Source organism: Azospirillum sp. TSO5 (assembly GCF_003116065.1).
GTDB lineage: Bacteria > Pseudomonadota > Alphaproteobacteria > Azospirillales > Azospirillaceae > Azospirillum.
This window is the reverse complement of record NZ_LGQY01000070.1, coordinates 1-13,201: the sequence shown is the minus strand read 5'-3', so window position 1 is coordinate 13,201 and position 13,201 is coordinate 1. Positions and strand designations below refer to the sequence as shown.

Here is a 13,201-nt window from a genome sequence, read left to right as displayed (position 1 = left end):
CCCAGCCGGGATCGTACCGGAGGTCTGACAGTATCTCGTGGACGCCGACACCCGCCGTGGTGATGTCCACCGCACCAGTGCCGGACGCTGCGGCGCCGGCCGTCTGGTGCAGCGTCAGCGTATTGGCGTCGATCACCCGCACATAATAGACCGTGCCGTCGACCAACCCACCGGGCAGCGATCCGGTCTCCGGATCGCGATTCCAGACCGTTGCCGAGGTGCCTGTGGACAGCCCGTGCGCGGCGATCGTGATGTGGTCGGTGACCTGATCGGCGGTGAACGGCTTGCCGGCATTGCCGTACAGACGCACACGGAATCGGTCATTCAGTCCGCAGGTGTGATGCACAAATCCCATCAACATGGCCGCACGCTCGCGGTCCAGCGTGCCCTTGAAGCGGTTGGCTCGCAGGGTTGCGGCACCGGTGCGGCACACGCGCGCCAGATCATCGTTTCCCAGATTCGTGACCGGATAATTGGCGTCGTAAATACCGTAGGCAGAATCCCAGGTGATGAAAGGCGTGACCCGGCGCACACCCTTCACCGCCTGGAATGAGGTCATGTCGGAGCGCCCCACAGGTCGAAGGTGACGGTGCCGGCGCCCGTGTCGAACGACACGCCCATCACCATCACGAATTTGCCGAGATCAAGGCCGTAGCGAGCCACTTCCACCGCGACGTTCTTGCCGAGTTGAATGGCGGACACCACGGATGGGGTGAGTTTGGCTGTCAGCTTGAAGCGGTCGCGCTGCACCGAGTAGATCGCGTACAGGGCTGCGGCGACCGCCGCCGCATCAGCCGCGTAACGCAGGTTGGTGACCCACGTCGCTTCGAGCGCAACTCCCCACTTACCGATAACAGCCGAGTCCTGCCCTGTGGCGGGGTATGCCACCAACTGGTGCTTGCGCTTCAACTTCTCGCGCACCGCCAACCCGCCGACGGGATCGGTGGGGCTGGTCTTGTCGCCCAGCAGGTCCCCCTCCGATTGCTGCGTGTCGTTCGGCGCGAATTTCACCGCCACCCGGCACAGCGGCACGCCGCGCGCCGCGTCATTGGTCGCGATCAGGTCCAGCTTGACGATGTTGATGTCGGTCGCTTTTGCTCGCGTGTCGCCGTCGAACCGACGGAATGTCGCCACCGCCGGGCCGGTCGGCGGGGCGATCTGCCCGATGCGAAAGCGGCCGAGTTGGTCGTTGGCGTACCAGCCCAGCACGTCGGGGCAGATGGCGTCGAGCATGTCCTTCACCGACACCGCGCCCTGCACCGCGCCCCACTCATCGGGGGCGGTGGGCTGGGCCAAATCCTCCTCGGTGCCGCCGCCGACGGCCAGGAAGCCGCTCTCGTAGGGCGCGGCGGTGTTGAGCGCGTCGATGTCGGCCTGCACGATGTCGGCGGTGGTGTAGCCGGCATCAACCAGCAACGCGCGGCGAAACAGCGACCCGACATACCGATCTGCCGCAGTGGCGCCCTCCCACGCCTCGACCGTCAACCCCTTGGCCGGCCGGCTGCCGGGCCGGATGTAGAAGCCTTCGCCGACCGCATCGTTGCCGAGGTAGTAATCAACGGTGTTGGGGGCCGGCATGGCGTAGACGCTGTGCGTGCCGCTGCCTGTCGTGGTCATGTTGACCGCTGCCGTGCCCGCCTCCGCGTCGGCCGCTGTCGGATGGAAGCTGAAGATGTCCGTGCTCAGAGCCCGCACATAATAGGTGCTGTAGTTGACCAGCCCGGCCGGCGGCACGCCGGTGGTGGAGATCGCCACGACCTGCCCAGTCGAATAGCCGTGGCCGGCGCAGGTGGCGACGGTGGTCGGCACGCCGCTGACCGTGAAGACCTGGGTGAATCCCACCAGCGCGGCCAAGCTGGCTTTCTGACTGCCGAGCGTAATGGTCTGGCCACCGTCCTTGACCCACGACAGCCCATGCCCATGCCGCGCGCTGACCAGCCAGATGTTCTTGGCCTCGTTCACCAGGACCGGCCTGAAATTGGACCGGAACCCGCGCAGCAGCTGCTTGAACCGGCCCTTGATGTCGTCGCCGCCTTCGACGCCGGTCGGGCCGCTGTTGTTGCCCAGGAAGCGGTCGGAGATGATCGGCCGCCGAAGTTCGGCGAGCCGGTCGCGGAAGCGCAGCACGACCACCGTGTCGTCGGCCACCGCCTGCTCGATGGTGCCGGTCAAAAACGGCTGGAAGGTGCTGAAGGCTGCCCCGTCATCCCCCACCAGGATCTGGCATTGCCGCTTGTACCAGCCATAGGCGCGCAGGTGCTCTCGCGCCCCGCCGGCATTACCCACCGTGATGGCGGCCTGCCCGATGCTGGCGGCGCCGAAGGTGCGCCCGTCGCCGAAGATGCTGCTGCTGCCGAGCGCGGTCGTGACGATTGCCGGGTCGAAGAAGACCGGGGCGGTAGGGTGGTTATAGGCACCGGTGCTGAATCCCACCGTGCCGTCGGTGAAGGTCCAGCCAGTCACCGCACCGCTGCCGGCCGTCGCGACCACATTGATGCTGACCAAGCCGTCGTCGATCGCCACAACCCGCCCCTCCACCCAGGTGGTCGGATCGCCGGTCTTGATCGCCCGCAGTTTCATGCCCCAGGTGGGCTGCGGCGATCCAGCGGCCAGCACCCATGTCAGCACGCCGATCCCGACGGCGTTGGTGGATGGGCTGGTGCCGCCCAGGTAGCACTGGGCGGTGATCAACCAGATCTGGCTCAAGATGCCATCTCCATGATTTTACTGGTCCGCAGGGCGTCGGCCGTGTGGGCGTGCCCCTCGATGTTTGCTTCGGCGGATTCGATCGTGGCGGCCAGCATCTGTGCCTGCAGCGAGGCGTTCTGCTGGATCAGCCGCTCGACCTGCTCGGACAGCACTCGCCAGCCGGTGTTGTCGTTCGACACCGACGAGTAGGTGCCGCTGCGCATCGCTTCGAGATCGCCCAGGTACTCGGCGGTCTGATGCGCCGGCATGACATACTCACCGCCGGCCAAGGCGATCGATCCGCCGCCGGCATAGCGCGCCAGCACGCTGTCAACATCCCAGGTGCCGTTGCCCACAATCCCGCCGTCGGCATAGGCGCCAACCAGTCCGCCGGCGCGCATCCAGCCGCGCGCGCGCCCGTAGCTGGAGATCCAGTTGGTGAACTGGTCGCCGAGGCCGCGGGTCTGGATGAAAATGTTGGCGTTGGCGTCGTAGGCGCCGCTATAACCCTTGCTGCTCAACCAGCCCAGCGTGTCAGAGGTGGCCTGCTCATCCCAGTTGTTGTCGATCGCGGCGCCAGGGCCGGCGTAACTGTAGTGACCGTAGTAGAGCCCCAGGTCATTGGCGCGCTGATAGGCGGACGTCAATTGGCTGACGTTTCCGCTGTTCTTGGCATACTGCACCAGTGCGTCCAGCGACGACTGGTCGCTGGCAGCGGACAGCATGGACGAGAACAGGCCGCTGGTGGACGTGGCCGGCGACAGGCTGCCAATGCTGGTCGTCAGACGACTGAACGCCTCCAGCGTCTGTGTGCGCAGGTCATTGATTGACCCGACCTGCGCCTCGCCCCAGTGCGCGGCTTCGGTCCGCTGACGACGCAACTCGTCAATTTGTTCCTGCTGGCGCTCCAGGCTAACCCGAGTGGAGTCGATCTGCTCCTCGGTCATGCCGCTGATGTTGTCCCAGACCGACGTCACGCGCTCAAAGTCGGACGAGCTGGTGCTGCCGAAATACTGGTGGGCCAGATCAATCTCGCTCTGACCGTAGGTCTGCAGCAGGCCGGCTAGTCGCTGGCGCTCAGCCTTCGGCAGGGTGGTGTCGTCAAACTTAGTCTTGGTCTCGTCGAACAGGCGCCGCGCCTCGTTCAGCCGCGCCTCCAGGCTCAACGGGCTGCTGTCGGACAGGCGGGCGCTGATGCTGGCGCCGCGCAGATTCTCGCTCACCGTCGCCAGCCAGCCCGTGTTGCGGGTGGTGGCGTCAATGCTGTCTTGGATCGCCTGGGTCTGCCGGTCGATGGCGGTGTAGTAATCGGCACGCAGGCTCTCGGCCTCAGTCTGCCGGCGCTCGGCCGCCAATACGGCCGTCAGGCCGGCCACGTCACCGCCGTTCTTCCGGGCGTCGTAAAGCTGCTGCTGGGCGCTGATGTCGAAGCGCAGCAGATTGGCCTCGGTCGACTTGCCCTGGAGAGACAGCCCGCGGGCGGCCACCCCGGCAAAGTCGCTCATCCGCGACATCGCCGTCCGCAGGTTCTCGTCGGCACGCTGGGCAGCGACCGCTTGGTCTTCCAGCGCCTGGGTCTGCCTGATGATGGCGCGAGTGGCGTCGTCGTAGGCGCCGTTCAGTTCATCCGCCTGTCGGGTGACGCGCGCCATGTCCTCAGCTTGGCGCTTGAGCGTCAGTTCCTGGGACGACGTGGTGGCCATCGATGCGCGAGCGGTCGCCCCCCGCTGGTCGTAGTCGCTGTAGCCGCGGGCCAGCCCGGCCGCCACCCCAGCCACATCGCCGCCCTGGGCCTGCGCCACCTGATCGCGCTGGTACTGGCTCATGCCCAGCAGCATCTGCCTGATGCGCAAGCGGTATGCCTCGTCGGCTGGCGCAGTGTCGACACCAAGCGCCGTGCGGTCGGCAAGGTCCGTCCGGTGCTGCTTGTTGATGTCATTGATGGTGTTCAGGTAGCCCACACCGCGCAGGTCATTCAGCGTGCCGACGGCGCCGTTCTGGCCGACGGCATTCGGAGCGCCGTTCAGGTAGTCGTTGCGCGCATTGGTGAGCGCGTTGGCTGCGCCGGCGGCAAGATGGGCGCGCAGATCGTCGCCAACGATCCCAACCTGCTTGAACGCCTCCACCAGCGTGGTGCTGGCCTCGCTCCAATATCCCTGGATCTGAGAGACCTGCTTCTGGATGTCGGTGCTCAGATCACGCTTGCCGGCAACCTGATCTTCCAGCCGCCTCTTGGCCGCCGCCAGCACCTCCATCTGCCGCTCGGCCGCGTACAGCGTCTCCGGCACCGGCTTGCCGGCCTCGACAAGCGCGTGCATCGCCGCGGTCATGTCGTCTGCCAGCTTCTGGAAGTCCTTGCCGACCGGATCGAATTTGTCGGACTGGAGCGAGGACGCGATTCCCAGCAGATCGTTGTAGCGGCCCTGCGTCAGGCTGTGGTCGGCCAGCGTGCCGGAGAATTTCTCATCAGCCACCCGCGCTGCCTCACGGGCGTCGCGAGCGCCGGTGACCGGGGACATGCCGTTCGCGACGGCCACCGAGTTGACGCCGTCGATGGCCCGCTGCAGGAGGTCCGGCACCGTCCCGGTGGCGTCGAGAAGCTGCTGAGCCGCGGTGTCCAGTTCCTGCATAGCCGCGGCGGCGTCACCCACGCGGAATCCGAAGATCTTGCTGGGGTCGTCTGCAAGGTCCTGAATCGACACGCCACCGGTGCCGGGATTGCCCACGATAGACGACCCGACCAAGTCCGTGGTCATCTTGCCGTTGGGATCCGCCTTGATGGCGGCGGAGAGGGCGGAGAGGGTGCTGTCGATTTCTGCGGCCGAGATGCCCTGCCACGCGCCGCGCCCGCCACCGGTGGCCGTCGCGCGCTCGCCGATCGTACCGGCGGCGTCCGATAGCCCGCCGGTACCCATGTCGCCATAGTCATGGCCGACTGCAGCGGCAGTGCCCTTTTCCCCGGTCAACCCCTCCAACATGCCGGTGATGCCGTAGCCGGCGACCTGCGCGGTAGCGGACAGCGCCGCTGCCACCGCGGTGGGGGTCAACCCGGCAACCGCCGCCAGAGCCTCGGTCTGCGCCGCGGTGTTTTCGGCAGTGTCGGCTTGCCAGCCGGCCAACGCCGCCATCCAGCCGGTGACAGCCGCCGTCCACCCGCTAATGGTTCCGGCCAACCCACCGCCGCCGTTGGAGGTCCCCCAGCCGCCGCCATAGGCCGCGTCGCGGTCGGAGGTGCTGCCGTAGGCGCTGCCCGTGGCGGCATTCTCGCCGCCCATCGGGCCGGAGCCGTTGCTGTTGCCGCCTGGGCTGGCGCCGCCCGTGTCTCCCACACCGCCGCTATCCCCTTCGAGGAACATGGGCAGGCCGGTGATTGGGTTGATGCGCCCGCCGCCCAGCGTGCGCTGCATCCACGCCAACTCGTCCGGACGGACGTGGACCAGCTCGGTATCGGCGCCGATGCCCTGCGACGCCAGCATGCGTGCGCTCTCGCGGGCATTCCAAATCCTCTCGCCGCCGGCCAGCCGCACCAGCTCGGGGCCTTCCTCGCCGACCAGCGCCCAGCCGCTGGGAGCGGACAAGGTGCCGGACGCAAACGCCGGCACGGACAGATTGGTGCCGTCGGGCGCACTGAAGGTGCGGCGGCTCTGCGCGATGATGTCGAGGATCGACTTGCCGAAGGCATTGGCGCTGTCGATACCGCCCTGCAGCGCGAGCGCCGTCCCGTCCGCGGAATCCTTCAGGCTGACCAGCGTCGCCCGCAGCTTGCTGGCGAAATCGACCTGATCGATGATGTCGTTGATGTTGTCGGCAGTCGCGTGGGCCAGCACGTAGGCAATGTTGTTGTCGCCGCTCTTCAGCCCCCGCACCGCCTGGGCCATCGCCTGTTCCGGCGACATGCCGCGGTCGCTGATGACCACAGACTTCTCGGTAGCCGTCAGCCGGTACTTGTCCATGAAGCTGTTTAGGTTGCTTGCCAGCGAGTTGGTGGCGCCGCTGTATTTCGTCGGGTCGCCGTCGTTGTCGGCCCCGACATACCCGCGCGTGTAGCGGCCATTCTTGTAGACCACCTCACCGACGCTGTAGGGCTTTCCTCGCCCGCCAAGACTGTCGGCAATCCCGCCGATCAGGCTGCTTACGACGCTGACGATGGGGGCGGCCCAGGCAAGCGGCGTGAACATCATCGCACCGGCAATGGTGTTGCCCACGCCGCTGATGACGTTGCCGGCACCGCCCTTGCTGGCCTGCAGAATGCCGCCGGCCATGCTGGCGACACCGCCGATGCCTTGGCCCCAGGTGGTCCCGACCGGCGCTCCGGCGGCGGTGCCCTGCGGGTCGGCGGCCTGGGCGGCCTGGGCGGTATCGAAATCGCCACCGAACAGCTTGGCCTGGGTGGCGGTTGCGTCCTTGTACCCAGAGATCGGAGAGTTCAGCCACCCCTTCAGGTCGCCCAGGCCGCCAGATCCACCCGTAACGCCGTTGTAGAGCCGCCCCAGCGCCTGCTGGAGGCCGCCTGGACCGCCGGCCGTGATGGTGGCGCCGCCGATCGACATGCCGGCACTGCCGGTCGCGCCGCCGGCAAGGGACAGCAGTCCGCCGAGCGCCTGCTGGACGCCGGAAGTCATCGACTGCGTCGCGGCGACGGCGGCCTTCGCCTGCTGTTCGGTGGCGGCGGCGGCCTTACCAGTCGCGGCCGGCATGTCGCTGATGGACGACAGCGTGTCCTTGACGAATTTTTCCTGCGCATCGGTCATCTGCTGGAGGGCATCTGCCGCGTCGCCAGCACCTTCCTGCAGCTTCTCCAGCCCACCTCCGCCCGCGTCGGTCGCCGCGTAATCGGCGGCGTATCCGGACACCTTCAGCATGTGATTGACGGTCTCACCCGGCAGCGGGCGCTCATCGTCGAGGTAGTTGCGCATCCGCCCCGGACCGGCGTTATAGGCGCCGGCCGCGATACCCCAATCGCCGAACTGGTCGTGAAGCTGCTTGTAGTAGCGGATTCCGCCGTCGATGTTCTCGTACGGGTCGGCCGCGTTGACGCCCAGCGTGCGCGCGGTACCCGGCATCAACTGCATCACACCGATGGCACCGGCTTGCGAAGTGTACAGCTTGCCGTTCTTGAACTGCTGGAAATCGCTTTCCTGCCGGGCGAGCGCGAGCGCCCATTCCTCCGGCACGCCGTTGTTCTTGGCACTCTCCTTGATGGCCTCGACGATGTCGTCGTTGTCCACCTTCAGCGGCGGGTCGCCGGCGGCAGTCGTGCGCCGGCCCAGTTCCCGCAGGCTGTCAGCCGACAGGAATCCAAACCCCTTCGTGTCGATCGGTGCAATCGGCGACGGGCCGGCGGAGATGCCGGACATCTGCACGAACAGGGCGTCGTCGGCGCTTTGGCCGCTGCGACGATCGCCCGGCTTCAACCCACCGATCAGCCCCGTCGTGATGCGGTTGACGAGGTCGTTGTCGTTTGCCGGCTTCGGCGCATGCGCGGGTACGTCGGTCAGCGACGTGCTGCCCATGGCTCGCGCGAACAGGCCGCTGATGGCGGTCTCGAACGGCTTCGTGATGGTCTGCCGCACGAAGATGCGCTCAATGTCCTCACCCATCTGCTTGATGAGGTTCTTGCCGGTGCGCAGCTTGCCCAGCAGAGCGTCTTCCAAGCCGGTGGCGAAGGTCTTGGACAGGTCGCCGGCCATGGCGGTCTGCTCGGAGATGACCTGCTTCTGCTTCGCCAACTCGCCAGCCTGGGCGATGTACGCCTTCGTCTGTGCGTCGGTGAGATCGGCGCCCTTCTCTTGCAGGTCCAGCGTGACCCGATGGATCTCGACTGCCTTCGCGCGTTCCTCGTTGCTGCGACCCAGCAGCCCGAACTCGAAGTTGGTCAGATCGACAGACTTACGCTGTTCCTCCGCCATTTGGGCGAAGGATTCGCGCCGCTTGGCGAGGTCCAGCGCCACCTCGTCGCCAGCAATCTGCTGAGCGCGAGCGCGGTCGTCGGCGTTGTCTGGGTTCAGGTGCTCCTGCCGAGCCTGGGCGAGCGCGCGATTGGCGATGGTCGCCTCGCGCACTGCCGTTGCGCCGCCGGCCCAGGCATCCGCCAGCCGGCCGGCGTCGGTGATCTCCTGATCGATGTTCAGGTCGTGCTGGGCCCGGACCAGGGCGCGCTTCGCCTCCACCTCGGCGTAGACGGCCTCGGTGATCTGGGCGCGGAACTTCTCGCTGGTCTGGAGGACCTGCTGCTCAATGCGGTATTGCGCATCCACATCTTCAATTGCCGCACCGCCATCGCGATACGCCTTGGCAAGCGCCAGCGTGTGCTCGGTGGCGAGATCCATCTGCTGGATGGTGACGCCCATCTGAGCGCTGCGCATGTCGCCCAGCGCGGCAGAAACGGCATCCTCGTCCAGATCCTTGCCGAGGCGCTTCGCCTGCTTCTTTAGGCGCGACAGCGTCAGCGCGTCCTGCCGGTCGAAGCCGGTGGCGGATGCCGCCTCCGCCTGCTCCTTCAACTGGTCGATGTAGACGCCCATCGGGTCGGACAGGCGGCGGTACTTCTCGGCCTCCATGCCGAGCAGCCGCTGGTACTCCTCCTCGTCGATCGCCAGCTCGCCGGTGGCGGCGCGCAGCTGCTTGAGCATGTCCAGCCGGTGCTCATGGTCGGCATCAACCCGGTAACTCGGATCGACTTGGCCCAGCAGGTCCGTAGCGACCGACTCCGCGTTACTGTCGGCGAGGTCGTTGACCTTCCGGCTGTTGACGGCGACCCACTTGCCGGTCTTTTCGTCGGTAAACCCGCCCTCTTTCGCCAGCCGGCGCAGATTGCCCTGCTGGATGTCGAACTGCTTGATCTGCTCAGCAATCGGATCATCCTCGATCCGCAACTTGCGCAGCGTCTCCGGCAGGTCGCCCAGGAACTGCTGGTAGCGCGCCTCGGACAACCCGTTCTTGCCAAACTCCGTCGCGGCGTCCTTGGCGGCGATGAGGTTGTCTGTCAACTCGGCGATCTGCTTGTTGAGTGCCTCGACCGCTTCGGCATCGCGATTGATCTGGCGTTCGTCCTGTGGGCTGATGGACACGAACGTGCCGCTGGCGATCTCGGCCGGCGTCAGTTCTTCCTCGCGCCGCTGCTGCTTGGCCCGGAGGTCGTCCATACGACGCTTGATCTTGTCGCGATCAGCAACCGCATCGTTCAGCAGCTTCCGGTCAGGCCCCTCTGCCACACTCAGCAGATCGGTACGGGCGCTGACGATGCCCTCCATCTTGTCTTCCTGCTGGGCCAGCAGCATGGCCGCTTCGCGCAGGGTGATGTTGTGGGCCTGATAGCCGCGGCCGATCAGCGCCACCAGATCGCGGTGCTTTTCGAGCTTGCCCGCAATCGGGTCGAGCGCATCGCGGTAGGCGTTGATGGTGGCCAGATCGCCGGCAGATAGGGCGGCGGGGCGCGTATCAGCAGCCGGCCGCACGTTCAGGTCGCCGCCGTTCGAGACGAACCGGGTGTCACCGATCAGGTCCAGCGTCGCGCGGGCGCTCTCCAGCAGGCTGGTCAGCGTGCCCCTGCTGTTGTCCTGCCAGATGCTCATCCTGTCCCAGAAGCGCGCCCAGACCACAGCCGATCCGGCAGCGGCCTTCTCGTTGGCTTCCTTCGCCTGCTTCTGATAATCGTCCATCTGCTTTTGGCTGACGGAGAACAGGCTCGGCGTCAGGTCGTTGCCGCGCTGGAAGAACTCACCGTTGCGGAACGCGCCGAGATTGGTCAGTCCCTGCCAGCTGAGCGCACTGACGCGGCCACTTTCGCGGTTCTGTGTCTCAATCTCCTTGCGCTTCTGCGCGGTCTTCTCGATCTCCTGCTGCAGCACGGTTTCCAGCCGGATCATCTCGCGTTGGTGGTCGGTGGCGCCTTTCAGGCCGTCGTTCACCGCCTTCAGCACGTCGACATCGGCCGACCCAAAGATCGCCTTGGTCAAGTCCGACTTCGCGAGCCCGTCCTTTAAGCCGTGCAGCTTGGTGGCGGCATCCTCCAGGGCGCGGAAGGCATCGCCGCGGGCAAGATCCACCCCCATGCCGGCCAGCACGGCGGCAAGCGCCCGTCCGCTATCGGTCGTGCGGCCGATCGCGCTCTCGATGTTCAGGTAGGCCACCGACACCTTGTCGGCGTTCACCTTCCAGTCGGCGGCGGCACGGGTGATTTCGCGATGGTTCTCGATCCCGATGCCCAACGACAGCTTGCGGGCCTCGGCCAGCTTCTGCTCCTCGGCCGTCAGGTCGTGGACCATGGAGCGATAGCTCGCCAGCCCGGCGGTGATGGTGGTCATGCCCATGGCGTATTCGGTTGCCGCGCCGGTGGCGTCGCTGATGGCGGCGGTCAGCTTGCCGAACAGACCTATGGCCTCGGCAGCGCCCTGCGACACCTGCTTGGTGGCGGCCACGGCGACATTGGCCTTGTCCGCATAGGCGCCCAGGCCGGACGTGGCGGCGGTCAGACCGGTGTTCAGCAGCGCCAGCTGCTCATTGGTCGCCTTCTGCTCGCGCGCGAGCGCCTGATTGGCCGCAATCAGGTCCCGCATCTCCTTCTCGGCACGGGTGCCAGCAGCGGAGTAGCGGTCGAGATCGCCAGTGGCGCTCCGCACCTGGCTGGAATCGATCGCGAACCCGAATGCGGCGATATCGCTGTCGTACATGCCAAGGACCCCAGCGGGAAAGCGGCGGCGCTCTGGCTGTAACAGTCCCGAATGGACTATTTCCGTTGACTGTAATGACGAAATGGCCTATAAATAGTGCATCAAGACAAAACAACCACACAGAGGAGCCAGCAATGGCGACCATCGAGAACGCCGCAAAGCGTGGTGATGCTGTTCTTATCGAAATGGAGAGCAGCGTTACCGAAATGCACGGCAAGACCACCAGGACGAAATACTACGCTCTCGCCATCGTCACCAGCGTTAGCCGTGACGGGAGGGTAAAAGCTGCAGAGCGGCCTGGATCGTACGAAACGAACGGCTGTCCGTGGCCGTGGAAGTTTGGGACACCCAGCAAGTGCTGGGTCATCCCGAGAGACCGCTGCCCCGACGGCGCCGAGTTGGTCCGGCGCATTTACTCCTGCACCACGCGGGACTTCGAGACCCTGGAGCATGCGCGAGACGTGATCCGCATGGAGTGCGAGTGCATGCGCTTCGAGATGCAGAAGAAAGCGGCGGCATAGCCGCTCCCCAGCCCCAGAGCGGTCCGCCGCCTGGGGCTTTGGCGGTAGAACCCCCAACAATTGGAGATTAAGTTGACCAGCCAGCTTTTGGCGTCAGCGCCGTCAATCAGGCAAATCGAAGAAAGCATCAATAAGTTTTGGTGCAGCGACAAGTATCGCGTCGATCCCGAAACGCTCGAAATCACGCACCCCGACAGGAAGACGCCAGAAGGCGTTCGCGTGATCAAGAAGGGAAAGCGATACAGATTCGAGATGACTTCCTCGTAAGCCCAAGCAAGCCCCAGAGACCGTAAAGCCGGCACTGGGGCTTTTGGGGTAGGAGAACCAACTCAGCAACGGAGAATCAAATGCGTGTCTTCCTGATCAGCGTCCGCTATAGCCCGAAGCGCACCAGCGCGGTCGGCAGTTTGCGCGAGATCACGAATCTGAAGCCGATGGGCATCAGTAGCGCCTCCTACACGGATAGGCGCGTCGGTGACATCAGAGCCCGTGGCAAGGACATCAGAAAAGCGCTCGTCGCCAAGGCCCAAGAAATGCTGGGATCGCAGTGCGCGCCGGACGAGAAGGTCAAGCTCGTTTTTGATCGCGACGCCCTGATGGAAGTCGCCCACGGACGGGCCTGAACAACAGCACCCCGCTCACCGGTCTGGTGGCGGGGTGCTGTGCTGTGTGGCTTATGCCGGCAGGTAGTAGCTCCCGCCGACCATCTCCCGTCGAATACCGCTCGTGCGCTCGAAGTAATCGACCACACGCAACAGCAGATCCTTCGCGACCGGCTGGTCCCCGCCCGTCACGGCATCGTACGCCAAGATGGTCTGGAACATCGCGCCAGCCGGTTGAGTGGCCACCTGCCGACGGGCAGCAGCTTCAAGCGACGCGATGACGTCGCCGTTGTCCGACTGGATTGCGGCCACCACAGGCGCCACCTCGCTGACGGTCACCAGTCGCGCTTCCTCGTAATGCTGCACGCAGGTCATCATCTTCACCCTGCCGCGACCCACGCTGGAGCGCTTGAGGCAGTAGACGGCCTGCGCCTCTGTGAGGAAGTGGATGACGGTCGGCCGCCCAGGCTCGTTGTAGAGCTTCTTCACCGCCGGCACCTCGGCCATGTCGATGAGGCGTGCATAATGCGTCTCGACGGCCAGCTCGATACTGAAGTCGGTGCGGACCTTGAACAACTGCGTCAGCAGCGGTGCCGCGACCCGCGTCAGGCCGTCAAACTCGTCGGTGATCGCTGGTCGCGGGCCGACCCCTCCAACCTGGATAGTCGGGATGGAATCGACCATGATCGGCAGCCAATGGAACGGCGGCAGGGTGGGG

Annotated in this window: 7 protein-coding genes; 3 read left to right on the top strand and 4 right to left on the bottom strand. The window is 65.7% G+C overall.

What is annotated here, in order from left to right; all coding sequences use genetic code 11:
• The 3 genes from TSO5_RS18575 to TSO5_RS32970 all read right to left on the bottom strand — a co-directional run.
• The coding region (locus TSO5_RS18575; RefSeq protein WP_199230935.1) for a hypothetical protein at nucleotides 1-559 on the bottom strand (559 nt) is incomplete at its 3' end.
• Nucleotides 556-2,706: a hypothetical protein gene (locus tag TSO5_RS18570; protein ID WP_109152942.1), complete on the bottom strand. Its 2,151-nt coding sequence runs from the start codon at nucleotides 2,704-2,706 to the stop codon at nucleotides 556-558. The genes TSO5_RS18575 and TSO5_RS18570, both read right to left, overlap by 4 nt.
• Nucleotides 2,703-11,360 carry a transglycosylase SLT domain-containing protein gene (locus tag TSO5_RS32970; protein ID WP_199230934.1) on the bottom strand — a complete coding sequence of 2,886 codons (8,658 nt, stop codon included), beginning with the start codon at nucleotides 11,358-11,360 and terminating at the stop codon, nucleotides 2,703-2,705. The genes TSO5_RS18570 and TSO5_RS32970 overlap by 4 nt, the downstream gene beginning before the upstream one ends.
• A 134-nt stretch (nucleotides 11,361-11,494) precedes the next feature.
• On the opposite strand from TSO5_RS32970, the gene TSO5_RS18560 reads away from it, so the two are divergent.
• The 3 genes from TSO5_RS18560 to TSO5_RS18550 all read left to right on the top strand — a co-directional run bounded on the left by TSO5_RS18560 (nucleotide 11,495) and on the right by TSO5_RS18550 (nucleotide 12,504).
• A complete protein-coding gene (locus TSO5_RS18560) occupies nucleotides 11,495-11,881 on the top strand; it encodes a hypothetical protein (protein ID WP_109152941.1) in 387 nt (128 codons plus the stop codon).
• A gap of 72 nt (nucleotides 11,882-11,953) precedes the next feature.
• Entirely contained in the window at nucleotides 11,954-12,148 is a 195-nt protein-coding gene (locus TSO5_RS18555) for a hypothetical protein (RefSeq protein WP_146203801.1), read from the top strand.
• Between the two features lie 80 nt (nucleotides 12,149-12,228).
• Complete coding sequence (locus tag TSO5_RS18550; protein ID WP_109152939.1) at nucleotides 12,229-12,504, top strand: hypothetical protein; 276 nt, start codon at nucleotides 12,229-12,231, stop codon at nucleotides 12,502-12,504.
• A 51-nt stretch (nucleotides 12,505-12,555) separates the two neighbouring features.
• On the opposite strand, the gene TSO5_RS32745 is transcribed toward TSO5_RS18550, so the two are convergent.
• On the bottom strand, nucleotides 12,556-13,201 hold a 646-nt coding region (locus TSO5_RS32745), incomplete at its 5' end, for a hypothetical protein (protein ID WP_158282446.1).